Source organism: Pseudomonas sp. NY5710 (genome assembly GCF_013305665.1).
GTDB lineage: Bacteria > Pseudomonadota > Gammaproteobacteria > Pseudomonadales > Pseudomonadaceae > Aquipseudomonas > Aquipseudomonas juntendi.
The window spans coordinates 2,017,454-2,041,755 of record NZ_CP045554.1; the positions used below are offsets into that span (position 1 = coordinate 2,017,454).

General features: G+C 59.7%; 27 protein-coding genes, 1 tRNA gene and 4 pseudogenes. 20 read left to right on the forward strand and 12 right to left on the reverse strand.

Features of this window, described 5'->3' with window-relative positions:
- The first annotated feature begins 72 nt into the window (after positions 1 to 72).
- A complete protein-coding gene (locus GEV39_RS09030) occupies positions 73 to 834 on the forward strand; it encodes a sulfite exporter TauE/SafE family protein (RefSeq protein WP_173888401.1) in 762 nt (253 codons plus the stop codon).
- Between the two features lies 1 nt (position 835).
- Here the strand turns inward: GEV39_RS09030 and GEV39_RS09035 are convergent, their stop codons facing one another.
- From GEV39_RS09035 to GEV39_RS09050, 4 genes are all read right to left on the reverse strand, one after another.
- The gene (locus GEV39_RS09035) at positions 836 to 2,257 is read right to left on the reverse strand and encodes a GGDEF domain-containing protein (RefSeq protein WP_173888402.1); all 1,422 of its coding nucleotides are present in this window, start codon (positions 2,255 to 2,257) and stop codon (positions 836 to 838) included.
- A gap of 134 nt (positions 2,258 to 2,391) precedes the next feature.
- Positions 2,392 to 4,224, reverse strand: coding sequence for an SLC13 family permease (locus tag GEV39_RS09040; RefSeq protein WP_173888404.1), 1,833 nt, complete (start codon positions 4,222 to 4,224; stop codon positions 2,392 to 2,394).
- A gap of 144 nt (positions 4,225 to 4,368) precedes the next feature.
- The gene (locus GEV39_RS09045; RefSeq protein WP_009682112.1) at positions 4,369 to 4,761 is read right to left on the reverse strand and encodes a glycine zipper domain-containing protein; all 393 of its coding nucleotides are present in this window, start codon (positions 4,759 to 4,761) and stop codon (positions 4,369 to 4,371) included.
- Positions 4,762 to 4,837: 76 nt separating this feature from the next.
- Entirely contained in the window at positions 4,838 to 5,017 is a 180-nt protein-coding gene (locus GEV39_RS09050) for a hypothetical protein (RefSeq protein WP_173887062.1), read from the reverse strand.
- A gap of 221 nt (positions 5,018 to 5,238) precedes the next feature.
- Between GEV39_RS09050 and GEV39_RS09055 the strand changes: the two genes are divergently transcribed.
- Positions 5,239 to 6,399: a GGDEF domain-containing protein gene (locus tag GEV39_RS09055; protein WP_173888406.1), complete on the forward strand. Its 1,161-nt coding sequence runs from the start codon at positions 5,239 to 5,241 to the stop codon at positions 6,397 to 6,399.
- A 1-nt stretch (position 6,400) separates the two neighbouring features.
- Here GEV39_RS09055 and GEV39_RS09060 read toward each other — a convergent pair whose 3' ends face one another.
- Positions 6,401 to 6,691: an RcnB family protein gene (locus tag GEV39_RS09060; protein WP_173888408.1), complete on the reverse strand. Its 291-nt coding sequence runs from the start codon at positions 6,689 to 6,691 to the stop codon at positions 6,401 to 6,403.
- Positions 6,692 to 6,807: 116 nt separating this feature from the next.
- Between GEV39_RS09060 and GEV39_RS09065 the strand changes: the two genes are divergently transcribed.
- Entirely contained in the window at positions 6,808 to 7,158 is a 351-nt protein-coding gene (locus GEV39_RS09065; RefSeq protein WP_173888409.1) for a hypothetical protein, read from the forward strand.
- A gap of 9 nt (positions 7,159 to 7,167) precedes the next feature.
- Positions 7,168 to 7,323: pseudogene (locus GEV39_RS09070) on the forward strand (SAM-dependent methyltransferase); the annotation flags it as partial.
- Here the strand turns inward: GEV39_RS09070 and GEV39_RS09075 are convergent.
- From GEV39_RS09075 to GEV39_RS09090, 4 genes are all read right to left on the reverse strand, one after another.
- The gene (locus GEV39_RS09075) at positions 7,324 to 8,091 is read right to left on the reverse strand and encodes an SDR family oxidoreductase (RefSeq protein WP_173888411.1); all 768 of its coding nucleotides are present in this window, start codon (positions 8,089 to 8,091) and stop codon (positions 7,324 to 7,326) included.
- Positions 8,092 to 8,124: 33 nt separating this feature from the next.
- The gene (locus GEV39_RS09080; RefSeq protein WP_173888413.1) at positions 8,125 to 9,192 is read right to left on the reverse strand and encodes a phosphotransferase family protein; all 1,068 of its coding nucleotides are present in this window, start codon (positions 9,190 to 9,192) and stop codon (positions 8,125 to 8,127) included.
- Between the two features lie 203 nt (positions 9,193 to 9,395).
- Entirely contained in the window at positions 9,396 to 9,713 is a 318-nt protein-coding gene (locus GEV39_RS09085; RefSeq protein WP_009682121.1) for an SCP2 sterol-binding domain-containing protein, read from the reverse strand.
- A gap of 56 nt (positions 9,714 to 9,769) precedes the next feature.
- The gene (locus tag GEV39_RS09090; protein ID WP_029884992.1) at positions 9,770 to 10,480 is read right to left on the reverse strand and encodes a histidine phosphatase family protein; all 711 of its coding nucleotides are present in this window, start codon (positions 10,478 to 10,480) and stop codon (positions 9,770 to 9,772) included.
- A 196-nt stretch (positions 10,481 to 10,676) separates the two neighbouring features.
- On the opposite strand from GEV39_RS09090, the gene sohB reads away from it, so the two are divergent.
- The 3 genes from sohB to GEV39_RS09105 all read left to right on the forward strand — a co-directional run bounded on the left by sohB (position 10,677) and on the right by GEV39_RS09105 (position 12,839).
- Complete coding sequence (sohB, locus tag GEV39_RS09095; protein ID WP_009682123.1) at positions 10,677 to 11,702, forward strand: protease SohB; 1,026 nt, start codon at positions 10,677 to 10,679, stop codon at positions 11,700 to 11,702.
- Between the two features lie 153 nt (positions 11,703 to 11,855).
- Positions 11,856 to 11,929, forward strand: a tRNA-Cys gene (locus tag GEV39_RS09100).
- A gap of 409 nt (positions 11,930 to 12,338) precedes the next feature.
- Complete coding sequence (locus tag GEV39_RS09105; RefSeq protein WP_173888414.1) at positions 12,339 to 12,839, forward strand: GNAT family N-acetyltransferase; 501 nt, start codon at positions 12,339 to 12,341, stop codon at positions 12,837 to 12,839.
- 36 nt (positions 12,840 to 12,875) lie between these two features.
- Here GEV39_RS09105 and GEV39_RS09110 read toward each other — a convergent pair whose 3' ends face one another.
- Positions 12,876 to 13,595 (reverse strand): SOS response-associated peptidase family protein, encoded by a 720-nt coding sequence (locus tag GEV39_RS09110; RefSeq protein ID WP_173888416.1) that lies wholly within the window; start codon positions 13,593 to 13,595, stop codon positions 12,876 to 12,878.
- Between the two features lie 102 nt (positions 13,596 to 13,697).
- On the opposite strand from GEV39_RS09110, the gene GEV39_RS09115 reads away from it, so the two are divergent.
- The 6 genes and pseudogenes from GEV39_RS09115 (at position 13,698) to GEV39_RS09140 (ending at position 19,394) form a co-directional block, all read left to right on the forward strand.
- Entirely contained in the window at positions 13,698 to 14,126 is a 429-nt protein-coding gene (locus GEV39_RS09115) for a LexA family protein (protein WP_173888418.1), read from the forward strand.
- Positions 14,116 to 14,232 (forward strand): annotated as a pseudogene (locus GEV39_RS09120) (Y-family DNA polymerase); the annotation flags it as partial. The gene GEV39_RS09115 and the pseudogene GEV39_RS09120, both read left to right, overlap by 11 nt.
- Positions 14,233 to 14,350: 118 nt before the next feature.
- Positions 14,351 to 15,508: a tyrosine-type recombinase/integrase gene (locus GEV39_RS09125; protein WP_010794485.1), complete on the forward strand. Its 1,158-nt coding sequence runs from the start codon at positions 14,351 to 14,353 to the stop codon at positions 15,506 to 15,508.
- Positions 15,509 to 15,518: 10 nt separating this feature from the next.
- Positions 15,519 to 17,135, forward strand: a complete 1,617-nt coding sequence (locus GEV39_RS09130; RefSeq protein ID WP_010794484.1) for a site-specific integrase — start codon at positions 15,519 to 15,521, stop codon at positions 17,133 to 17,135.
- Positions 17,116 to 18,969 carry a site-specific integrase gene (locus GEV39_RS26015; RefSeq protein ID WP_249414335.1) on the forward strand — a complete coding sequence of 618 codons (1,854 nt, stop codon included), beginning with the start codon at positions 17,116 to 17,118 and terminating at the stop codon, positions 18,967 to 18,969. Before GEV39_RS09130 ends, GEV39_RS26015 begins: the two co-directional genes overlap by 20 nt.
- A 71-nt stretch (positions 18,970 to 19,040) precedes the next feature.
- Positions 19,041 to 19,394 (forward strand): hypothetical protein, encoded by a 354-nt coding sequence (locus GEV39_RS09140; protein ID WP_008567186.1) that lies wholly within the window; start codon positions 19,041 to 19,043, stop codon positions 19,392 to 19,394.
- A gap of 17 nt (positions 19,395 to 19,411) precedes the next feature.
- Here the strand turns inward: GEV39_RS09140 and GEV39_RS09145 are convergent.
- Positions 19,412 to 19,599 (reverse strand): annotated as a pseudogene (locus GEV39_RS09145) (DUF4113 domain-containing protein); the annotation flags it as partial.
- A gap of 33 nt (positions 19,600 to 19,632) precedes the next feature.
- Here GEV39_RS09145 and GEV39_RS09150 point away from each other — a divergent pair.
- Positions 19,633 to 19,815, forward strand: a complete 183-nt coding sequence (locus GEV39_RS09150) for a hypothetical protein (protein ID WP_008567184.1) — start codon at positions 19,633 to 19,635, stop codon at positions 19,813 to 19,815.
- Positions 19,816 to 19,957: 142 nt separating this feature from the next.
- On the opposite strand, the gene merR is transcribed toward GEV39_RS09150, so the two are convergent.
- A complete protein-coding gene (merR, locus tag GEV39_RS09155; RefSeq protein WP_008567182.1) occupies positions 19,958 to 20,368 on the reverse strand; it encodes a mercury resistance transcriptional regulator MerR in 411 nt (136 codons plus the stop codon).
- Between the two features lie 71 nt (positions 20,369 to 20,439).
- On the opposite strand from merR, the gene merT reads away from it, so the two are divergent.
- The 6 genes and pseudogenes from merT to GEV39_RS09185 form a co-directional block, all read left to right on the forward strand.
- The gene (merT, locus tag GEV39_RS09160) at positions 20,440 to 20,790 is read left to right on the forward strand and encodes a mercuric ion transporter MerT (protein ID WP_021205791.1); all 351 of its coding nucleotides are present in this window, start codon (positions 20,440 to 20,442) and stop codon (positions 20,788 to 20,790) included.
- A gap of 13 nt (positions 20,791 to 20,803) precedes the next feature.
- Positions 20,804 to 21,079: a mercury resistance system periplasmic binding protein MerP gene (merP, locus tag GEV39_RS09165; protein ID WP_008567180.1), complete on the forward strand. Its 276-nt coding sequence runs from the start codon at positions 20,804 to 20,806 to the stop codon at positions 21,077 to 21,079.
- A 12-nt stretch (positions 21,080 to 21,091) separates the two neighbouring features.
- Positions 21,092 to 21,526: an organomercurial transporter MerC gene (gene merC, locus GEV39_RS09170; RefSeq protein ID WP_008567179.1), complete on the forward strand. Its 435-nt coding sequence runs from the start codon at positions 21,092 to 21,094 to the stop codon at positions 21,524 to 21,526.
- A gap of 32 nt (positions 21,527 to 21,558) precedes the next feature.
- Positions 21,559 to 23,241, forward strand: coding sequence for a mercury(II) reductase (gene merA, locus GEV39_RS09175; RefSeq protein WP_008567178.1), 1,683 nt, complete (start codon positions 21,559 to 21,561; stop codon positions 23,239 to 23,241).
- Between the two features lie 18 nt (positions 23,242 to 23,259).
- On the forward strand, positions 23,260 to 23,676 hold the full coding sequence (locus GEV39_RS09180) for a hypothetical protein (protein ID WP_008567175.1): 417 nt from the start codon (positions 23,260 to 23,262) through the stop codon (positions 23,674 to 23,676).
- Between the two features lie 359 nt (positions 23,677 to 24,035).
- Positions 24,036 to 24,248: pseudogene (locus tag GEV39_RS09185) on the forward strand (Y-family DNA polymerase); the annotation flags it as partial.
- Positions 24,249 to 24,302: the final 54 nt, after the last annotated feature.

The following is a 24,302-nucleotide window of genomic DNA, read 5'->3' on the forward strand; positions in this document are numbered from 1 at the left end:
AATATGGCATTTCAACACAGCCACGCCATTTTGATTAGCCTTGCACCAGTACCCACTGCCTGGAACCGCGTCATGATGGATATCGCTGTACTTTCTGTATTTGCCTTTGCCGCCGGCCTGATCGATGCGGCCGTGGGCGGCGGCGGCTTGATCCAGATTCCCGCGTTGTTCAACGTGCTACCCACCGCGCAACCGGCGGCATTGCTAGGCAGCAACAAGCTGGCTTCGGTGTGTGGCACGGCCTTCGCAGCGCGTTCGTTCATCCGCAAGGTCACGTTGGACTGGGGCCTGATCGTGCCGGCGGCGGTCAGCGCCTTCGTCATGTCGTTCGCCGGTGCTGCCACGGTGTCGCTGCTGCCGCCGGGGGTAATGCGCCCGGCGGTGTTGGTGCTTATCGTGCTGATGGCGGTGTACACGTTCTGCAAGAAAGACTTCGGCACCCTGCACAAACCGGCCCGGATCGGCCGCAAGGAGCAATGCCTGGCAGTGCTGATCGGTGGGGCGATCGGTTTCTACGATGGTCTGTTCGGCCCTGGCACCGGCAGCTTCCTGATCTTCCTGTTCATCCGCTTCTTTGCCTTGGATTTCCTGCACGCATCGGCCTCGGCCAAGGTCGTGAACATTGCCACCAACCTGGCGGCGCTGGTGTTTTTCGTGCCGTCGGGCAACGTGCTGTACGCCATTGCCCTGCCCATGGCCCTGTGCAATGTCCTTGGTGCGTTGACCGGCACCTGGCTGGCGGTGCGCAAGGGCGCGGGCTTCGTTCGCGGGCTGTTCCTGGTGCTGTTGTGCGTGCTGATCGCCAAGCTGTCGTGGGATGTGTTCGTCGGCTGAATCAGACCACCTGGCGCTGCGGTTCTGCATGCACCACACAGTTGCGGCCATGGGCCTTGGCCCGGTACAGCGCTTGGTCGGCGCTGGCCAACAGCACGTCCAGGCTGGGTGACGGCATGTGCGCTTCGCACCCGGCCACGCCGATGCTGACAGTAATTTGCAGGCGGTGCTCACCGTGGACCACCTGCAGGTCCTGCACGGCACGGCGCAGCCGTTCGGCGGTGAACTTGGCCCGCTCGGGCGCAAGGCCTGGCATCACCAAGACAAACTCTTCCCCGCCCAGGCGGGCAAACAGTTCATTGTTGTGCAGCTGGTCTTGCAGGGCGCCGGCGAACTGGCGCAGCACCTGGTCGCCCACTCCATGGCCATGGGCGTCGTTGATCGACTTGAAGTGGTCGATGTCCAGCATCATCAGGGTCAGTGGCAGTGCCTGGGTGTGTTGCCGGCTGTCCAGCAGCGCGTTTGCGCGGCGGGTGAAGGCACTGCGGGTGAGCGTGCCGGTGAGGTGGTCGATGGTGGCCTGGTGGGCCAGGCGGGCCATGAGGCTACGGTTGGCCTGGCTGACGCAGGCCACCACCAGCGGCCCGAGCACCAGCATGGCAATGCCCAGGCGCGCCGACAACAGTGTCGTCACCCCCGGCGCGCTTTGCGGCACGATGAAATGCATGAGGTTTTGTGCCACGGCCACGATCAGCGTACTCCCAGCGGTAAGTGCCAGCAGCGAGACCAGAAACGGCGAGTAGGTCCAGGCACACCACAGCAGTGCAGCGATGGGAAAGGCGATGGCGCCAGGGCCGCCGAAGGCAATGCTGAACGCCAGTGAGGCCAGCAGCCCCAGCAGCGGCGCCAGCCGCACAGGCTGCGCGCCACCGCGTATCATGGCTCGCATCGAGGGTGCAGTGAGCAGCACGGGCAGGATCAGCACGCTGGTCGAGAACTGTTCGCTGAACCACGCCCGCCAGGTGGCGCCAAGGGACTGTTCAAACCAGGGTGCGGCCATCACCGCTGCCATGCTGGCCGCAACCACGGCGCCGGCGGCACAGGCGGCGAACACGCTGAGTACACCCTGTGGGGTGCGCAAGCGCCGGTGCACACGAGGCAGGCGCGACAGTAGCAGCCAGAGGGTGGCCACGACAGCCAGGTTGCACAGGTTGAACCACAGTGCGGGCAGCCAGGCGCTGCCGCACAGCAGGTCGGCGCCGACCATGGCCAGCCACATCAGGCTGAAGCCGGCCAGCGTGGCTTGGCGCGGGTGCCGCAGCAACACGCCGGCCATTACCGCATTCACAGGCCAGAACAATGACAGGGACTCGATCGGGCGCGCAAGGATGCCGCCCAAGGTGAGGCCGAAGGCCAGGCATAGCAGAGCAGCGTAGGGCAATAGGCGCGATGGGGCTGGGAAAACCATGGGCTCGACCGGCAAGCGGAGACGAAATCCAGGACAACGCCTTGTAGCACCTGGGACTTTGTTCGGCAGTGTGTTTCGTCATGGCAGTTGATGTCAATCTGCCGCGGCAGGTCGTAATAATGCCAAACTGCCGCTACTGCTTGGCGTTTTTACTGCAGGCCGAAGAACCACGGCACCATCAGCACGGTGACCAGCATCACCAGCACGGTGAACGGCACCCCGATCTTGACGAAATCGGCGAAGCGGTATTGGCCCGGGCCCAGCACCAACGTGTTGACCGGCGAAGACACGGGCGTCATGAACGCCGCCGATGCGGCCAGCGCCACGGTCATGGCAAACGGGTAGGGCGACATGCCCAGCTGCGCCGCAGTGCTGACCGCAACCGGTGCCATCAGCACAGCCGTGGCGGTGTTTGAAATGAACAGGCCGATCACCGCGGTAACCGCAAACAGGCAGGCCAGAATGGCACTGGGGCCGGCTCCGCCCAGCACGCTGACCAGGCCGCCCACTGCCAGGTCGATGCCGCCGGTTTTCTGCAGTGCCTGGGCAAATGGCAGCATGCCCACGATCAGCACCAGGCTCTGCCAGTGGATGGCGCGGTAGGCGCTGTTCATGTCGATGCAACGACCTGCGCCCATCAGCAGGCAGCCGATCAGCGCGGCGATGACATTGGGTACCACGCCGGTGACCATCAGCCCCACCATGACTGCCAGGCTCAGCAACGCCTGCGGTGCGCGGGTGCGGGCTGGTGCTACCTGGTCGATCTCTGCAGGCAGGCTCAGTACCAGGAAGTCCTTGGGTTTGCCCTGCAGCAGGCGCACAGCCTTCCACGGGCCGACCACCAGCAGTGTGTCGCCAAGGCGCAGCTTTTCTTCTACCAGCTGGCCTTCAATCGCCGCCTGGTCGCGGCGCAGGCCGACCACGTTGAGGTCATAGCGGGTACGGAACGCCAGTTCCAGGATGCTTTTGCCGATCAGCTGCGAGCCAGGCGGCAGCGACACCTCGGCCATGCCCAATTCCTGGGACTGGTCGATGAAATAAGCTGCCTTGAAGTGCAGGGGTTCCAGTTGCATGGTCTGGCACAGGCTACGCAGGTTGTCATGGTTGGCGAACAGGTCGAGCAGCAGCACATCGCCCTGGTGCAGCACCGTGTTGGAATCTGCGGTGATGACCCGCGTGGTGAACTTGTGCTGGCGCTCGATACCGATCACGTTGGCGCCATGCCGCGTACGCAGTTCCAGTTCGCCGAGGGTATGGCCGATCAGCGGCGAGTGTGGGCGAATACGCAGGCGCCGCTCGCGCCCGTTGAGCTTGTAGTCCAGTACCAGGTCCAGCAGGGTGCGGCGGCTTTCCACGCGGCCGTCCTTGCGCACCTCGCCGTTGAGCCAGTTGCGGGTCAGCAGCATGTAGCCGACACCCAGCACCAGCACTACCAGGCCGAAGGGGGTGAAACTGAAGAAGCTGAAGCCGGCGTGGCCATGGCGTACCAGCTCGCTGTGCACCACTACGTTGGGCGGCGTGGCGACCAGGCTGAGCATGCCGCTGATCAGGCCGGCGAAGGCCAGCGGCATCATCAGGCGGCTGGGCGAGAGCTGCAGGCGCGCGGCAATGCTCAGCACCACCGGGATGAAAATGGCGACCACACCTGTGGAACTCATGATCGAGCCCAGGCCGGCTACCGCGACCATCAGCAGCACCAGCAGGCGCGCCTCGCTGTTGCCGGCCCGCTCGCTCATCCAATCGCCAATGCGGTAGGCAATGCCGGTGCGTACCAAGCCCTCGCCGATCACGAACAAGGCGGCGATCAGCACCACATTGGGGTCGCTGAAACCGGCCAGCGCCTGCTCCACGCTCAGGATGCCCAGCAGCGGCAGGGCAAGGATCACCATCAGCGCAACCACGTCCATGCGTGGGCGGTTGATGACGAACAGAACAATGACGATGGCCAGCAGGCCAAGGACCCAAAGCAACTCTTGGTTCATGGGGAGGGGGTGTTCCTTCACACAGGGGCACGTTAGACAGTAGCAGCCAGTGTGCCAGCTTGTGGTGAAGGGGGTGTTGATGTACTGCAGGGTTTAAGGCCGCTGCTACCAATCGGCGTCAGCGGCCCCGGCCAGCTCGGCTGGTCAGTGACGGTGCCGGCGGTGCTTCTTGCCGCCCCGGTCGTCGTCGCCCAGATGGTTGCCCAAGGCACCCCCGGCGGCGCCACCCAGGCCTGCGCCTACGGTCGAGCCAGTCTGCCCGCCAACTGCACCGCCCAGCAATGAGCCGCCCGCCGAGCCCAGGCCGCCGCCCAGCGCCGCTTCGGTACGGTTGCCCTTGCGCGCCCCTACCGCACTGCCTGCTGCGCCGCCAACGCCAGCACCAATGGCTGCGCCGGTCTTGCCACCCAGTTGCTGACCAACCACATTACCCAGTACGCCACCCAGGCCACCGCCGATGGCGGCAGTACCATCACCGGCGAAAGCGCCTTGGCACAGCAGCAGGCCAAGGGCAACGGAAGGCAGAGTCAGACGCATGATATAAACCTCGAAAATTTCACCAGGTTAAGGTGCCGCCTGAACGGCGGCGAGCCGAGCCGGGGCTGTAAACGCTTCAGCGGTAGTAGCGGTCGCCGCGGTATTGACGGTCGTCATCGTCGCGGTCATGCCGGTGGTGGCGATGATCACGGTCGCGATCACGCCAGCCATCGTCGTCATGGTAGCGATGGCTGTGGCAACCTGCAGTCAGCAGTACCACAGCAACCAGCGAAAGGCTTGCAAGACGGTTTATCACGAGATAGGTCCTTGATCCACAAAGGTTTACCGCACACTCTCTGAGACCCGGATCGATCCATTTGGTTTCGTGGGCGGGCAAAAATTTGTGCTATCCACGGGCCTCCACGTGCTTCTGGGTTGCTGTTCTGTCCCGCACGGTCATGGCCGGGCGCCCGTGGCAGCTCTAGACTGCACGGTAAGCCGCAGCCAAGACGGCATTCTGCCACTCAGTGAATCATGATGATCGCGCATACCCCTACCTTGTTCGCCGCTGTTGCTTTGGTTGCCACCATCCTGGCGTTCTGCCTGTTGCTGGTGGGGCACGGCAACCGCCGCGACAACCTGATGCTCACCGGTTGCGGGTTGCTGGTGCATGCGCTGGCTTACGTCTGTTACACCCTTTATGCCCAGGCCCCCCTGTGGCTCAGCTACGGGTTGGGCAACAGCCTGCTTTCCCTGGCGCTGGCCTTCTATACGGCCAGCTTGTTCCGTGTGCGTGAGCGGGTAGTGCCCTGGCGGGTCATTTTCATCATCCCGGCGTTCATGCTGGTGGGGTTGATGCTACTGCTCGATACCGTCGAGCCGCGCATGTTGCTGGCGACCCTGGTACTGATGTTGCAATGTGCGCTGATCCTTTATTGGGCATGGCGCCATGGCGAACGACCGGGCAAAGCGCACCTGCTGCTGGAGATCGGTGCGCTGATCAGCCTGGTGGGCCTGGGCATGCGGGTGGTTGCGGTGGCCAATGGCACGGCTGTGGAACTGCGCTATGACACCAGCAACCTGAAACAGAGCATCTCGGTAGCCATTGGCACCGTGACGGTGATGATGTATTCGATCGGGCTGGTGCTGATGGCCAAGGAGCGCAGTGAATCGCGCCTGCAGCACCTGGCCTTGCATGATGTGCTCACCGGTACCCTCAACCGTCGGGCGATTCTCGAGCGCTTTGCCAGCGAACTGGACCGCGCACGCGGGCAGCAGGCGAGCCTTGCGGTGGCGATGATCGATATTGACCATTTCAAGCGCATCAACGACTTGTATGGGCACTTGGCCGGTGACGAAGTGCTATGCCATTGCGTACGGCAGTTGCAGCAACGCTTGCGTCAGGGCGACAGCCTGGGGCGTTACGGTGGAGAGGAGTTTCTGTTGCTGCTGCCTGCTACCGACCGCGCCGGTGCCCTGGCTGCGGTGCAAGGGCTGCGCGAGGCCATTGCGCGCAGCCCGGCCCGGTTTGCCGGCGACCACATCGAGCTGCGTTTCAGCGTTGGCCTGTGGTGCGGTGTGCCGGGGAGCAAAGACAGCACCGCCAGCCTATTGGCGCAGGCCGATGCGGCGCTTTATCAGGCCAAGGCCGCCGGGCGCGACACCGTGCGCATGGTGGCGCTGGACGCAGCGGGTTGAATCAGGAGGCAGGCTGAATGGCCAGCACCACGCCGTTGGTAATCTGTATCAGTACGTAGTGATCGCCCATGCGCACCCAGTGGCTTTCCTTCTCAGGCTGTGGCAGGCCCTTGGCTTTCCAGTTCTTGATGGCTTCCTCCTCACGCTTGTACTGGTCTGGCGCTTTGTCACCAACCTTCAGCTCGCGGTTGTGGGTATCTGGCGCGGTGACGCTTTCTTCGCTCGAGGGAGAAGCGGTGGCGGCCAATGGCAGGCAGGGCAGGGCGGCGAACAGTAGATAGTGCAGTTTCATGGCAATGTCCTTATGACGGCTTGTATTGTCTGCGACAGCGGAATACGCGTGACAATTCACTCGCGCTGCGTGCCAATGCTAGAGTCGCTTCTTTTTCAAACCCCCGAGGATGGAACATGCGTGCGATTCTGCCGATGGCTGCGGCGCTGATGCTGGTTGGTTGTGCTGCTGCGACCATGGACACTGCCCGCGGCGGCAAGCCGACGGCGCAGCTCGACTCGCACAAGGCGCCAGAGCTGGTGGCCCAGTGCATTCAGTACAGCTGGCAGGAAGAAAGGGTGTTCGGTGACAATGCCAGTGGTTACCTGCAGCCGCGTAAGCAGGGCGGGTTGACGGTGTATACCCGTGAAGCCGAAGCGTTCGTGGACGTGTACCCGCAGGCCGGTGGCACGCGGGTCGATTACTACGCGCAGAAGCGCGACGGCGTGGCGCTGCAGCGCCGGGCAGCGGCTGCGACCTGCTTGTAAAGTCATTGCCACGGCCTGCACCTGACCACGCTGGTCGAGCACCAGAGCATTCCCTCGGAGGCGCTGCCAGGGCAAATGATCAAGGGCGACGACGGCGAGTATCGCCTTCGCGAACAGCCCGCACGCCTGCCCCTGAGCTATACCCTGGTGGCGGTCAAAGCCTGATCAGGACAGGAACCCACCGTCGACATTCAGCGCGGTGCCGGTGGTATAGCTGGAGGCATCGCTGGCCAGGTAGAGCACCGCGCCGGCCATCTCCTTGGGGTCGGCCACGCGTTTGAGGGGGATCTGCTGCAAGGCCGCGTTGAGAATGGCATCGTTCTTCACCAGCGCCGAGGCGAACTTGGTGTCCGTCAGGCCCGGCAGCAGGGCGTTGCAGCGGATACCGAACTGGGCGCACTCCTTGGCGAACACCTTGGTCATATTGATGACCGCTGCCTTGGTTACCGAATAGATGCCTTGGAACAAGCCTGGTGACACCCCGTTGATCGAGGCCACGTTGATGATGCTGCCGCCGCCATGCTCGCGCATCAGCTTGCCGGCCTCGACCGACATGAAGAAGTAACCGCGGATGTTGACGTCCACGGTTTTCTCAAAGGCGCCCGGGTCGGTGTCCAGCACGTTGCAGAATTGCGGGTTGGTGGCGGCGTTGTTGACCAGCACGTCCAGGCGCCCGAACTGTTCGCGGATGCCGGCAAACACGTGCTGGATCTGCTCCAGTTCACCGATGTGGCAGGCCACCGCCGTGGCCTTGCCACCTGCAGCAGTGATGGCGTCCGCTACTTGCTGGCAGCCCTCCAGCTTGCGGCTGGAAACGATCACGTGGGCACCTTGCTGCGCCAGCAAGTGTGCAATGGCCTCGCCAATGCCACGGCTAGCGCCGGAAACGAAGGCAATCTTGCCATCGAGGTCGAACAGGTGGGTCTTGGACATGCTGTTTTCCTTGTTATCCGTGGTGGGCGGGGCTCAAAGGCTGGACTTGGCGATGACCTGCAGGGTCATCTGTTCCAGCAAGCGGTTCATGTGGATGAACTGGGCGAAGCGCTTGTCCTGAGTCTGGCCGTGGTAGTAGCGGTAGTAGATCTGCTGGACAATCCCGGCCAGGCGGAACAGGCCGTAGCAGTAGTAGAAATCGAAGTTTTCCAGGCGTATTCCGGCACGCTCGGCATAATAGTCAACGAACTGCCGACGGCTGAGCATCCCTGGCGCATTGCTGGGTTGGCGGCGCATGAGTTGCACGGGCGCCGGGTCACCCGCTTCGATCCAGTAGGCGAGGCTGTTGCCCAGGTCCATCAACGGGTCACCCACGGTGGCCATTTCCCAATCCAGCACGCCGATGATGCGCATAGGGTTGTCCGCGTCGAGGATCACGTTGTCGAAGCGGTAATCGTTGTGCACGATGCCGGGCCGCGGGTGGTCGGCGGGCATTTTCTCGTGCAGCCAGGCGGTCACGTGTTGCCAGTGCGGCGCATCCGGTGTCAGGGCCTTCTCGTAGCGGTTGGTCCAGCCTTCTACCTGGCGCTGCACGTAGCCTTCCGGCTTGCCCAGGTCGGCCAGGCCGCAGGCGCTGTAGTCCACCTGGTGCAGTTCGACCAGCCGATCGATGAAGCTTTTGCACAAGGTTTCGGTGCGCTCGGCATCCAGCTTGAGTTCAGCCGGAATGTCCGAGCGCAGGATGACGCCCTTGACCCGTTCCATCACATAGAATTCGCTGCCGATCAGGCTGGTGTCGGTGCAGTGTACGTAGGCCTTTGGGCAGTACGGGAAGCCGCTGTTCAGTTGGTTGAGGATGCGGAACTCGCGGCCCATGTCGTGGGCCGACTTGGCCTTCTGGCCAAACGGCGGGCGGCGCAGCACGAGGTCGCGACCAGGGTAGCTGACCAGGTAGGTAAGGTTCGAAGCGCCGCCCGGAAACTGGCTGATGCTGGGCTGGCCATCAAGGCCGGCGATGTTGGCCTTCAGATAAGGATCGATGACGCCCGCGTCGAGCTCTTCGCCGGGGCGTGCCTGGGTGGACTGGTCGGTGAGCGTCATGCGTTTTCCTTATTCTCGATCGCAAGAACTATTGGCTAATCTAATGGCCTGCCCGTTATGGAACAAGCGTCCCAGGTGCGTAATAGGTGGGGGTGTTGCTGTACGATCAGCTGCCTTGATGCAGCCGCTGAAGGGTTGTGCAGGCAAAAAAAAACCGAAGCCGGTCAGGCTTCGGTTTTTCGATCATGCGCTGTTCCCGGCCTTCAGGATGGGAACAGTTCGCTCAACTTCATCGACAACATCATGTCGCCCTCTACGCGCAGCTTGCCGCCCATGAAGGCCTGCATGCCGTCGGTTTCGCCACTGACGATGCCCTTCAGGGTTTCGCTGTCCATTACCAGGGTGCAGTTGGCATCCGGGTTTTCACCTTCCTGCAGCTCGCAGGTGCCGTCCTTGACGATCAGTGCGTAGTGCTTGTCTTCATCGGTGATATTGAAGCCGAACACCAGGTCCAGGCCGGCAGCAGCGGATGGGTTGAACTTCTCTTGCATCTTTTTGACGGCATCAGCTACGGAGGTCATGGCGCATTCCTTATTGAGTGATTTACACGTCCCCGCAGGGACATAACTAGCCGGCTTTATCGGTAAGTGACAAGCTCCGGCGCCCTCAACAGCTGCACATGGGCCTGGCTGTTGAAGGAAGCCAACGCCACGTCGCGGCCGCGAAACTTCAGCTGGCTGAGCGACGTGTTGATGATCTGCCAGTTCAGCGCGAACGCCTGGCTGGGGGTGATACGGGTCACCAGGTGGAGCAGGGCAGCAATGGTGCCACCCGAGGTGAAGATAGCGATGTTGTCGCCGCTGCCGGCTGCATCCAGTACGCGTTGCAGGCCTGCGTGCACGCGGCCGGTGAAGGCCTGCCAGGTTTCCAGGTCATCGCCGCCGTGCTCGCCATCGTGCCAGCGCTGCACCATCAGTGCGAACAGGCGCTGGAACTCGCTACGGTGCTCGGCGCCGTTGCGCAGCACCTGCAGCGCATCGGGCTCTGCCGGCAGCAGCCCAGGCAGCATGGCCCGGATAACACCGTCGGCATCGAACTCGTTGAACGCCACGTCGGTCTCTACAGCGGGTACCGGGCAACCCGTGGCGTGCAAGGCCTGCAGCGCCAGGCGCGCGGTGTCCTGCTGGCGGCGCAGGTCCCCAGCTACGCAGCGGTCCAGCCGCACGCCGAGTTGGGCCAGGTGTTCGCCCAGCGCCAGGCTCTGACGCTCGCCCACTGGCGAAAGTACGTCGTAGTCAGCGGCACCGAAAGAGGCTTGGCCGTGTCGGATCAGGTAGAGGTTGCCCACGGAAGGTTCCGGCCTGTAGGAGGTTGCTGCGAGGTTAGGACGCTGCACAGAGGCTGTCAACGAAAAACATACAAGCGTTTGAAAAGGTTGTTTGAAAGATGTTGCCAGCGTTTGCATCCGCTGGCAGCACGCCAGATGCACCGGTATGCTTGCAACAGTTACGCGCCGTGATGGCGCTGGTATTTAAGGAGTCAACGTGGAGTTTCTTGCCGAATACGCAAGCTTTCTCGCCAAAACCGCCACCCTGGTCATCGCCATTCTGGTGGTGTTATCGGCCATCGCCGGGCTGCGTGGCAAAGGGCGGCGCAAATCGGGTGGGCAGTTGCAGGTCACCCGTCTGAACGAGTTCTACAAGGACCTGCGCGAGCGCCTGGAATCCGGCTTGCTCGACAAGGCCCAGCTAAAGGCGCTGCGCAAGCAGCAGGCCAAGGCGGAGAAACAACAGAAGAAGGGCAAAGGCAAGGCCGACGAGCAGGGCCGCGTGTTCGTCCTGGACTTCGATGGCGACATCAAGGCCTCGGCCACTGAAAGCCTGCGCAATGAAATCACTGCGCTGCTGACCCTCGCTACCGCACGCGATGAAGTGGTACTGCGCCTGGAAAGCGGCGGTGGTCTGGTGCACAGCTACGGCCTGGCCGCCTCCCAGCTGGCGCGCATTCGCCAGGCAGGCATCCCGCTGACCGTGTGCATCGACAAGGTGGCTGCCAGCGGTGGTTACATGATGGCCTGTATCGGCGACAAGATCGTCAGTGCGCCATTCGCCGTACTGGGTTCGATCGGCGTGGTGGCGCAACTGCCCAACGTCAATCGCTTGCTGAAGAAACACGACATCGATTTCGAGGTGCTGACCGCTGGCGAATACAAGCGCACCTTGACCGTATTCGGCGAAAACACCGAGAAAGGCCGGGAGAAGTTCCAGGAAGACCTCGACATCACCCACCAGCTGTTCAAGGACTTCGTAGCCCGCTATCGCCCGCAATTGCACATTGACGAAGTGGCTACCGGTGAAGTGTGGCTAGGTGTGGCGGCCCTCAACCGCCAGTTGGTGGATACCCTGCAGACCAGCGACGAGTACCTGAGCGAACGTGCCCGCAACGCCAACCTGTTCCACCTGCACTATGCCGAGCGTAAAAGCCTGCAGGAGCGAATCGGCGTGGCAGCCAGTGGCGCGGTGGAGAACACCTTGGTGGGTTTGTGGAGTAAACTCGGCCGCCTGCGCTAACACCTTGAACCCGTTGAAATTTTTTTTCGTCGAGGGGGTTGCAAGGTTAAAAGAATGAAGACATAATGGCGCCCATCGAAACGCAGCGAACTTTGAAAAAGGTTCAGTGTTTCAAGGGGATAGCAAAGCGCAAGCTGCTATGTCCGACTTTGAGGCCGAGTAGCAAAGTGGTTATGCTCCGGATTGCAAATCCGTCTACGCCGGTTCGATTCCGACCTCGGCCTCCACCATTCGAAAGCCCCGCAGATTAACGTCTGCGGGGTTTTTATTTGCGCGTCAAAAAGTGCCAGAAGTTCCGAAACTAAAGGTTAAGCGTTACTGGGGCTGCTTTGCAGCCCTTCGCGGGCACGCCCGCTCCCACAGGTTTGGCGCTGAACTCAAGAAATGCGCGATCCCCTGTGGGAGCGGGCGTGCCCGCGAAGGGTCGCAAAGCGGCCCCAAATTACTTAACTGACTGGCATTAGCCCTACGCCTGATTGCGTATTTCGACATTGACGCCTAGATGGGAGAACGCCTGCTGAGTCACGGCCAAAACGCTGTCTTGCGCCCCTTATTAAGCGCCAGCGCGGGCTGGCCGAAATCAAGCGGTTGCTGGCATTCTTGTCTGCGCACGAAAGGGAGCAAAGGGTGCCCGTAATGAATTGTTCTTGCACTACCTATTACTTGGAAATGACTTCGGCTTCAGACCTGAAGGCTAAGCCCCAGCCCCATGACCTACAGATTATCGAGTGCGAAGTGCCTCAGGCGCTATTCAACAAATTCCTCTACCAGCTTGTAGGCGCGTCCTGGGAATGGGGCGATCTTGATACCTGGCGTGACTCCGATTGGCAGGCACTTGTTGAGCAGGACTGCCATCGAACGTGGGTTGCCTATCACCGAGGTGCAATCGCCGGCTACTACGAGCTTTATCGCCCCGATGGTCGTAACAGTGAGATCCGATATTTTGGGCTGGCGCCGCAGTTCATAGGGTGCGGGTTCGGCGGGGCGCTGTTGAGCCACGCCGCCCTATCAGCATGGGAGTGGCCTGGCACAGAGCGGGTATGGGTGCACACATGCACACTTGACCATCCTGCAGCCCTTCAAAACTATCAAGCACGGGGATTCCGCATTTACAAGCAGGTGGAGGAAGCAGGCTAATGAGCGCCTGCGAGGCGGGAAGCCCGGCTCCCCGCTTCAAAACCCCAGGTCCCCCTGACGGTCCCGATCATTGGCAGGCTCTATCAACTCCGCCCCCTCGTTGCGAACATTGCCCACTGCTTTTCCAACCGGAAACCAACGGAAATCCTGTGCGGGGCGGCAGCCCTTTTCGATGATCGTCGCCGCACGTTCCGCCGATGTGGCGGGGTCCAGCCATTCCCTTGCCCGTTGCGGCGTCAGCACCAGCGGCTTTCGATCGTGGATGTCGATAAGCCCCTGGTCTGCGGCTGCGGTGATGATCACGAAGCCATCGCGCTCATCCGGCGCCACGCCGTGGTGCACGTCTGCCAACGCAGCAAAGAAAAGCGGGCCGCCGTCGGCACTGGTGATGTAGCAGGGCTGCTTGCGCTTTGGGTCCGCTGGATCCGCAAGCCACTCAAACCAACCATTGGCAGGCGCCAGGGCTCTGCCGTTTGGCCAAAGCGCCTTGAAGAACTTACCTGACACTACCGTCTCGGCTCGAGCATTGATCGGATCCGGGCGCTTGCCTTTGGCCCAGGCAGGCGACCAACCCCACTTGACCCGGTCCACGTACAAACCGTCACCACGCTGACGAACGAGTTCCACGCGCGTGGACGGCGCAACGTTGTAGCGGTTGATCGGCTCGGGGTCGTAGCCATTGATCACCACCAGGTCCAGCGCGAGCTGGCGCAGGTAGTGATCCATCGACTCGTAGATCGAGTAGCGCCCGCACATAATCCACCTCTCGTCCGTCAGAATTTTCGCCGTGCATGATTGACCGCATGCCCAATGCCGGATTTACTGTATATGCATACAGTTTGCATTGGACCTTCCGTCATGACCATCACCTATCTCGGTCCGCCGACTGGCGGCACCGAAACCTTCCCGCAGTACTCGTTCCACGTTCCGGCCGGTTTCCCTTCGCCTGCCGCAGACCACCTGGAAGGCCATATTTCCCTGGATGAGCTGTTCGACATCCGCGCACCCCATGTGTATCTGGTGAAAGTTGAAGGCGACAGCATGCAAGGCGCCGGCATCTACTCAGGTGATCTGGTCATCGTAGACCGTGGCCGTGAGGCGGAGCACGGCGACATCGTCATTGCCGCGGTCAACTGCGAGCCGGTGTGCAAGCGCCTGCACCGCCGCGACGGAGTGGTGATCCTCAAGTCTGAAAACCCCGCTTACCCGGCGCGGTACATCATGGAAGGGGATGACTTTGTAGTATGGGGCGTTGTGCGATACAGCGTTCGTGACCATGCCCAGTGACCCGGTTTTCGCGCTCATCGACTGCAACGCGTTCTACGCGAGCTGCGAGCGTGTGTTCAGACCCGACCTGGCCAAGACCCCGATCGTGGTGCTGAGCAACAATGATCTGAGGGATTGCTTCCGTTAGTAAATGAATTACAGTCCGCACCACCTTGATAGAAGCCTGAGAAATTACATTCCAGCCTCTGAAGGGGAGTCATCTGGATGGTGTTTAAGGCTGTGAAATGAGGCTGGTGTTCGCAACAAAAGACCTTGCTGTAGCGGGTCGATCATTCGAAGGTTTCCCTCTGTTGGTTGGCGCCGACGGTTGGCCAGTGGAGCCGGCGCAATCTTTCCTTTGGCACACGCTAGTCGAGTCAGGTGAGGCACTCAGTGCTCTGACGTGGGAGGCCTATGGACGCCGTCTGTTCGACTACTTCGCCTTCCTCGAGGCCAATGGTCTGGCCTGGAATGAGGAGAGTCAGGCAGATGGCCTGAGCGTCCTGTCGCGGTATAGAGACTGGTCGAGCGGTGAGTTGGAACTAGATCCCAGCACTCTGAACAAGCGACTGAACCTAATTGTGAGGTTCTACCAATGGGCCAAGCAGCGTGATCTGATCGCAGCGCTGCCCTTTGGCGAGCGAAGGGTCAGAGCGACTCCGCATTCCGGCTTCCTCAGTCACGTAGCTCGTCCTAACGCCGAGAGTACGAAGCCCTCAGTGATGGTGCGAGAGCGTAAGCGATTGACCAAATTCCTGACCAAAGATCAGGCTAAGGTTTGCCTCGCCCTCGATGCCGATCCAAGTCACCGGATCTTGTTCCATCTGATGGTTCGCACTGGTCTTCGCTCCTGCGAGGCGCGCACTTTCCCTTTCAAGTACGTCTTTAATCCTCGGCTGAAGAAGGGCCTCCGCCCTGGGCAAATGATCAGCGTGGCTCTCGAGCCATCGGACATGCATCTCAAGTACGGCCGCCCTCGAACAATTGACGTGCCTTGGTCGCTGATGGAGGAAATGTGGTCGTACACGCTTCATGAGCGCGAAGTACGGAAAGCGGCCGGCAACGGGCGCGCCACGGCCTTGGTGCTGACAAGGGAGGGGCGGCAGTACACGAAAGACTCCATCGTCGACGTGATGAAGGCGTATGAGCGCAAGTGCGGATTTTATGTTAGGGCCCACATGCTTCGTCATACCTATGGGACTTATACCCTTCTTGCCCTGAGGAAAAGCCGAGACTTTAAAGGAGAGCCATTGCTCTATGTCCGAGACAGGATGGGACACTCCGACGTTCAAACAACGATGGTGTACCTGCATCTCATTAATCAGCTAGAGGCTCAGTCTGTCCTTGCTCATGAAGACGAGATAGACATGATGTTTATGGCCGTCTCTACTCCAAGCATCTGAGGTACTACTGTTGGCCCGAAAGAAAAACTATAAAGCTGAAATGCAATCGGTCACTAAAGGATTCGAGACCGTAGAGAATGAGCTTAGAATCGATCTTCCGAAAAATCCCCGGAATGTAACTAAGATTGATCACTCTCAGTACATTGGGTTTGGCTTTGACGCATGGGCTATTCAGAGTATTCATGTAATCAGAGCACTGGTCAATGGAGGGAATTTCTCCCTGGCCACTCTTGTAGGGTACTCCAGCAATGGCCTTCGATATTTCATGGCCTTCCTGAAAAGCGGAACGATTGATTCTCCGCCGTCAACCCCGAACAGCCTGACCAAGCGGCATCTTGAGCGATATGTTTCGTGGCTTAAGCTCAAGTATCCAAACGGGTCAACTGCGAAGAACTATTACACGTCGCTGAAGTCATTGATCATCAGCCTAATTGAATACGGATTCGTTGAGGCGGATAAAGATGATCTACTTCCAGCCGTTCCTTTCCCCCATACCGCGAAATCGACCAATGACGCGAAGCCGCTCAGTCTCTCGGAAATGCAGGGGCTCATCACTGCGCTAAAGTCAGATTTAGTAGCCATTCATAAGGGCTTATTCTCTGGAAATGACGCCGAAGCAATGACGGTCTTATTGCTGATTACTGCGGCCAGATCTGGAATTAACACTACGCCGCTTCTGGAAATGTCTAGAGATGCACTCCAGCCGCATCCATTCATCCCCAATCTTCGGCTCTTGAACACCGTAAAAAGACGCGGCAAGGGTGCTCAGAGCAAAACCATTCGACAAACTGAACTGCATGACGGATATAACCCAATTCCTTTAGATGGGGTGGCTGTTGTAAATAAGGCTTTGGCAATTTCTGAGCCACTGGTTGGGTTTGCGCCTGAAAAGCTTAAGTCGCATGTTTGGCTTTACCGCGCCGGACAGAATGGGCATGGTCATAGGGTAGTCGCGCTGGCTTCCAGTACGCTATTTCAATCAACAAAGAGTATCTGTGCGCGGCATGCTTTGAAGGACGATCAGGGCCAACCGCTGATCGTTAATCTCAGTCGTCTTCGAAAGACTATGGAAAGTAGGCTTTGGAAGCTCAGCGGCGGCGACCTACTGGAGGTGTCCGCTGTGATGGGCCATTCCCCTAGCGTTGCTGATAACCACTATTTGAAGATAAATGACGAGATCAAGGTTGAGGGTGCCACCTTCGTAGGGGAAGCATTCACCGATCAGCTGCGTGGCATCAACGTCACACCGACACCCCCAGGAGGTTGCAAAGATAGCCTCTATGGAAGCCTGGCACCCAAAGATGGCGTTACCCATTGTTCCGAGTTCATTCATTGCTTGACATGTCCTAGTTACGCAATTGTAGGGACTCTCGGAGACTTGTATCGACTGTTCAGCTATCAGCAGTTTTTGCACGCTGAGATGGAGTATTTTTTAACGGATGAGTGGGCGGCATGGCGGAAACGCCAGGGCGATTTCATCAGGCTTATTGACGAGTTTACGTCTCGAAAATTCAAGATTGAACTGATCGAAGCGGCTAAAGCCAAAGCGAAAGCGTCCCCTCATCCGTTCTGGGGATGCAAGATTGAGTTTATGAGGAAAGTTCGAGGTGACGCTCTTGTCGGCTAATCGGAACTCTAGGGCCGCCCTTAAGGCCTATGATGTGCTATTCGCGCAACCTGTAACTGCCTCGGGCCTCAGCAAGGCTGAGCGTGATGCGATAGTTATTAGTGCCATTGTTAATGATCGTGGCGAAACTCTTGTATTAAGCCGCTTTGGCGATGCTCGCTGGGATCTTCGACCTTTCTTTGATCAATCTAACGTAAACGAGGGGCACAAGTACGTCAGTTGGGATTTTAATCTCCCACCTGAGATGATTGATGACTGCAAAGCAGTTGCGTATGCATGGTTCAAGAGAGGGCTTCCAGGGTCAAAGCCACCTGTCGCACGGGGTATTACAACTCTCGTCAGTGCCAGTGTCATTCCATTTATTCGTTGGCTTAGCGATTTAGAGCTTGAACGATTTTCCGATGTTCGGCCCATACACATTAGTAATTATATTCACCATTGCAAGTCAGAGTCGTTAAGACCAATGCCTCTTTATTCCAGGCTGCGGATAATTGACTTTTTATGGATATTCTCTGCCGAAACCCTTTCCCCTCTTCAGTGTTTTCCGTGGGGGGACTCGTCCCTGTGGCGAGTCAGCGGAATTGGAGAAGCAAGGGGTACTTCGGCTGCCAATAAGAATACGGGTAGAACGGATATAATTTCGCCAGATGATCAGGCGAAGATCTTCAACTATTGCGAGCAGATCGTTCATAAGACGAAAGAAGATCTGAAAGCCACCGGAATTGACACTTTCACTCGCCGCAGCCCCAAAATGATTCGTTGCCGCGATGCTGTTTTGTACATTGCATCCATTACCAGTGGCATGCGTAACGAAGAGGTCATCGGGATTGAAGTCGGTGCGTGGCGAAAAGAGGTAGTGGATGGCGTTACTTACTGCTGGGTAACCACGACCGAGCATAAAACGGGAAAGGGACGAGTCGACTATCTTGTCCCTGAGCTTACGCTGGATGCGTTGAATCTCTTCGCCATGTGCTCAACCCCCATGAGAAGGGAGCTCGAGGCGGAGTTGAGTGACCTTGAACTGTCATGCAATTCAGTTGACTCCGCTGATCTTTTGCTTCGATTGGAGAAAGCCAGAAAGGACTCGAAGAGACTGTTCCTCTGCTTGAATGGGTACGGCAACAAAGCCGAACGTGTTGGACACATCGAAGTGCTCAGCGCCGCAGGTTCCAATGAAGCCTTCAAGCGCGTCGCAAAAGCGGCTGGAAGTGATTGGCCATTGCGGACTCACCAGTGCCGTCGCACCTATGCCCGGTGCTTCGTTGAGTCTCGCATGGGGCGTACCTCGCTCGTCTTCCTCAAGTGGCAGTTCAAACACAGCAGTATGAGCATGACTCAGCTCTATGCCTCCAACCCCCTACAGGATCTCACCCTGTTCGATGAAATCCTCCAACAGATGACGGAATTCAAGATCGATCTCATCGAGTCGTGGTTGGATGATCAGCCACTTGCTGGAGGGGCGGGTGAGAGGATCATGGAGCTACGTGCCATTCCGATCAAAGATCGGAGTGCCTTGCTGGCCCAGACAGCCCCCCATGCAAACATTCGAGCGACTGGTCATGGCTGGTGCATCGCGACAGAACGGGGCTGTGGTGGGGCTGGTTTGTATGAGGCAACCCGTTGTCCTGGCTGCAAACACTCTGTGATTGACGAGACCTTTGCCACCACGTGGCAGGGGATCTACTCGCATCAGCTGGAGCTGATGGAAATCGACGATGCCGGGCCGGCTGTAAGGCAACGGGCAAAACGTGATATGCAGGTCGCATTCGACGTAATCAGCAGCCTTGGCCTGTCTCCTTTGGACGCTCGCGACAGTGACCCAACGCGAACTTGAAGGTGCCGACTTTGACCAATAAGCCAACTGCGCAACGATCCTCCGGACGCTCCAGACAGAAGACCTCGGAGATGCTCGATAAGGTCATCGACGGCATCCTTTCAACAAACGGAAAGCTGTCCATTTCTGGCGTAGCGAAAGCGGCAGGGGTCACTCCAGGTCTCATCCACAACACCTACCCAGCCGTGGCTGAACGCATTCGTGGTCTGATGGGGAAATCAGTCCGAGCACAGCGCGATTCGAAGCACCAAGCATTGTTGAAGGAGAGGGAGCTGAACAGAGCATTGCGCGCGGAGAACGCACAGCTAAGCCAGGATCTGGCTCGACTGGCCTCAGTGAATCAGACCCTGATTCTCGAACTAGCTCAACTGAAGGGCGTAGCCACTGGTAAGGTGGTTCTTCTGAGCAGTAAGCCGGCTTCCTAGCAGCGCTGGGGTGTGCCTCACCTCACTGTCCAGAGCTGATCTAACCGTGTGGTATAGCTTGGGCCGAGCATTTCCCGACACATCCCCAGTCAGGAGTCACCGGCACCCCGCCCAGGCGGAGCGTGCCTCGACCCCACTTGGAATTGATCCGATCCATCACCTGCATGACCTTCTCAGAGGCGACGGGCTGTACGGCGGCGATCACGATGTCACGAGAGCGACCGAGCAGATTGTCTCCATGCGCGACAAGGCTGACGCAATCCTAGTGGCGGAAACCGTCAAGAAGATTGAACAACTGGGCGCCACGGCGGCAGGCCGTGGCGAAGCGAAGCGCAGCCCGGCTGTCCGCCTGCAAGGTAGATATGTGCTACTCGACCAGATGCAACGTGGGCCCGCCCCACTGATGCACAAGGGCAAATAGCAGTACCAACCTAGGGCCTTTGCAAGTGCTCCTTTGCCCAGTCAGCGGCGCTCAATGAGCGCCGCTCTTTCCACCTTCAGACCGACAAACAGAGAGCCCTGACAAACGGGAAATCGTGGGCTAACGCGCGAAGTGCGGGCGGTCACTTGCTCGCTTGCAGCGAAACGATCAGCGGACAGCTCACTGTCCCTTGGCTCGCGCAACAGTCATCAACCAGCTGCGCCAAGACCGACTCGATCCGCTGAAGATCCGCGAGTTTCTCACGCACATCCTCAAGCTTCTGCTCGGCGAGCACACGCGCTTCGTCGCAGTGCGCGCCGTCGTCCAGTCGCAACAGTCCGGCCACTTCATCAAGGCTAAAGCCCAGCCGTTGCGCGGACTTCACGAATCTCACCCGTGCGACATCCGCCTCGCCATAGCGGCGAATGCTGCCGTAGGGCTTGTCCGGTTCGGGTAACAGCCCCTTGCGTTGATAGAACCGAATGGTTTCCACGTTAACCCCGGCTGCCTTGGCAAAGGCGCCGATGGTCAGGCTTTCCACCGCGTTGTGCATGCCGCTTGACCCCGTACCTAACTACGGAAATAACCTTAACCCATCGATCAACCACTCGGAAGGATGAACGTATGTCTGAATCGCGAAATGGGCGCGGTGCACTCCTCACTGGAGGTCTGGCGGCAATCCTCGCGTCCACGTGCTGCCTGGGGCCGCTGGTGCTGATCGCCTTGGGCTTCAGCGGTGCCTGGATCGGCAGCCTCACCGTTCTGGAACCTTACCGCCCGTTCTTCATTGGCGCGGCACTGGTTGCGCTGTTCTTCGCTTACCGGCGCATTTTCCGCCCGGCTCAAGTCTGCATACCCGGTGAGGTCTGCGCTGATCCCCAGGTAAGCACCATCTACAAGCTCGTTTTTTGGGTCGTGATGGCCTTGGTGCTGGTCGCGCTCGCTTTCCCCTACATCCTCCCCTTGTTCTACTAATCAGGAGTTGGTCATGAAAAAGCTGCTTGCCGCTCTCGCCCTCATTGCCGTGGTTTCCCCAGTGTGGGCCGCCTCCCAAATCATCACCCTGTCGGTGCCGGGCATGACCTGCGCCGCTTGCCCAATCACGGTGAAGAAAGCGCTGACCAAGGTCGAGGGCGTGACCAAGGCCGAGGTGAGTTATGAGAAGCGCGAAGCCATCGTCACCTTCGACGATGCCAAGACCAGTGCGCAGGCGCTGACCAAGGCGACAGAGGACGCCGGCTACCCGTCCAGCGTCAAGCAATAGGCGGGCATTCCGATGGCAAATTCTTTCAATCTGTTCACACGGATCGGTGACAAAGCCGGTTCCGTCGGCGTGCTGGTTTCCGCCATAGGTTGCGCCTCGTGCTTTCCCGCCCTTGCCAGCCTGGGCGCCACGATCGGACTGGGCTTTTTGAGCCAATGGGAAGGCCTGTTCATCACCACGCTGTTGCCGTTGTTTGCCGGCGTGGCTCTGCTCGTCAATGCCCTCGGCTGGTTCAGTCACCGGCAGTGGCGACGCGCTGCGCCTGGCCTGATCGGCCCGGCCCTGGTGCTGGTAGCGGTGTTTTTGATGCTGGCTCACGGCTGGCGGAGCGGCTGGCTGCTCTATATCGGCCTGGCCGTCATGTTTGGGGTGTCCATCTGGGACTTCGTGTCGCCCGCGCACCGCCGTTGCTCCCCGGCGTCCTGTCCGACGCCGCCAAACCAGTGAACCTGACAAGAGACGATTCAATGAGTAACGTTATGACCGAACTGAAAATCATTGGCATGACCTGCGCATCCTGTGTCGTGCATGTGAAAGAGGCCTTGGAGAAGATTCCGGGCGTGCATCGGGCGGATGTTTCCTACGCCAGTGGGAGGGCCGAATTGAAGGTCGACGAGGCCGTAAGCCGTGAACAAATGCAGGCCGCCGTCGAGGCCCTGGGGTATCGAGCGGCGTTCGAAGACATCACGCTACCTACCCGTCCCGGCCTGCTCGATAAGGCACGGGGCTGGCTGAGCGGTGGCACTGACGCCGGGAAAGAGGGTGACAGGCTTCACGTGGCGGTTATCGGCAGTGGTGGCGCCGCCATGGCGGCCGCGCTCAAGGCGGTAGAAAGGGGGGCCCGCGTCACCCTGATCGAGCGCGGCATCATCGGCGGCACCTGCGTCAACGTCGGCTGCGTGCCCTCCAAGATCATGATTCGCGCCGCGCACGTGGCCCATCTGCGCCGCGAAAGTCCGTTTGATGGCGGACTGCCCGCCACGCCGCCGCTTGTCTTGCGCGAACGGTTGCTCGCCCAGCAACAGGGTCGTGTCGACGAACTGCGCCACGCCAAGTACGAAGGCATTCTGGAAAGCACCCCAGCCATCACCGTGCTGCGTGGCTCCGCCCGCTTCCAGGACAGCCACACGCTCAGTGTGGAACTGGTCGAGGGGGGCGAGCGCATCGTGACCTTCGACCGCTGCCTGATTGCCACCGGCGCCAGTGCGGCCGTGCCGCCGATTCCCGGACTGCAAGATACCCCCTTTTGGAACTCGGAAAAGGCGCTGGCAAGCAGCAGTATTCCGCAACGGCTCGCCGTGATCGGCTCATCCGTGGTGGCCTTGGAGCTGGCGCAAGCCTTTGCCCGGCTGGGTAGCCGCGTCACCATCCTGGCGCGCAACTCGCTGTTCTTCCGTGAAGATCCGGCCATCGGCGCAGCGCTGACGGCGGCCTTCCGCCTGGAGGGCATCGAAGTGCTGGAACAGACGCAAGCCAGCCAGGTGGCCCATGCCAACGGCGAGTTCGTGCTGACCACCAAGCACGGTGAAGTGCGGGTCGACCAACTGCTCGTCGCCACCGGACGCACGCCCAACACCCACGGCCTGAACCTGGAAGCGGCCGGCGTGCAGCTGGATGAACGCGGTGCCATCCAGATCGACCAGGGCATGCGCAGCAGCAAAGCGGATATTTATGCGGCCGGCGACTGCACCAACCAGCCGCAGTTCGTCTATGTCGCGGCGGCGGCCGGCAATCGCGCGGCGATCAACATGACCGGCGGCGAGGCAATGCTCAATCTCGACACCATGCCGGCCGTGGTGTTCACCGATCCGCAGGTGGCCACCGTCGGCTTCAGCGAAGCGGAAGCGCACCAAGCCGGCCTCGAAACCGACAGCCGCACCTTGACCCTGGACAACGTGCCGCGCGCTCTGGCGAACTTTGACACACGGGGGTTCATCAAGCTGGTCGCCGAAACGGGCTCGGGCCGACTGCTGGGCGTGCAGGCAGTGACCCCGGAAGCGGGCGAGCTGATTCAGACGGCCGCCCTCGCCATCCGCGCCCGGATGACGGTGCAGGAACTAGCCGACCAATTGTTCCCCTACCTGACCATGGTCGAGGGCCTGAAGCTCGCGGCGCAAACCTTCAGTAAGGACGTGAAGCAATTGTCCTGCTGCGCCGGGTAAAGAATGCGAGGTGCAAACATGAACATTAAGACTAATGAACTCGGCAGGGGTGACAGCCTGCGCCAGACATGGCAGGTGATCAGCTTCTGGGGGCTGCCTGCCGTTGTCGCGACGCTAACCATTCTTCTGGCAGATCGACACCCCACGCTATTCCTGGCCGCAAGCGCCGCGCTGGCGGTGATGGGTGGCGCCTGCCTGGTCAATGCCGCACGCTGCCGCCGACTTCACTGCTACCTCACGGCGCCGTACTTCCTGTTGCTCGCGCTCGGCGGGCTGCTGGCTTATGGCTTCGACCCGCATGGCGAGCAGTTCTCCAGACTGTGGCTATTGCTGGCACTGGGGGCGGCACCCTTGCTCATCTGGCTGCCCGAGCGCCTGGCCGGCCGAAAGTACCTTGGCGCTCCAGGGTGCGGAGAAGGCCGGGAGTGTCGGTGATGTAGGCCCTCTCAGCAGCCCTGATTGGCCGGGAACGCTTCGGTCTCCGTAATAGTGCTGCGAGCCAAGGACGTTATGCGAGGACTCCGTGTGCTTTTCGGTTTCGCCTGCTCTTCCGAACAACCGAACGACTCCAGCCGACAACAGATGTGCACGCTCATGAAGTTCATTCAAAGTTTTTTGGGGCCTCGCGGCCCCAGGGACACGACATTCGAGGCGGGCAGCTAGTTGGCCGCATGGGGGTGGGTCGGACTGAAAAGCCCTGATTTAGGCTGCGAAGGACGAAAAATTGTTAGCGTAACAATATCGTTAAATATCAATATGTTATGCACTACTAACTGTTAGCGTCATTCAGATACAACGACGGCTGCATCATCGCTCGAAGTCGGGAGGCTAAAGCGTTGGGCCTAAAGATGGGCGACCCGTACTTCAAAGTGAAGCGGTTTCTCGACCAGAGGGGAGTGACAGCCTTTTCGAGCAACTATGCGCTATACGCCGACGTGTCGAATCGTGTGATGCGAACCATTAGCACTCTGGTCGCCAGCATCGAGGTCTACTCCGTTGATAAGAGTAAGTTGTATAGTGCGGACGCCTAAGCTATTGAGTTCTATCTATGGACATTGTTA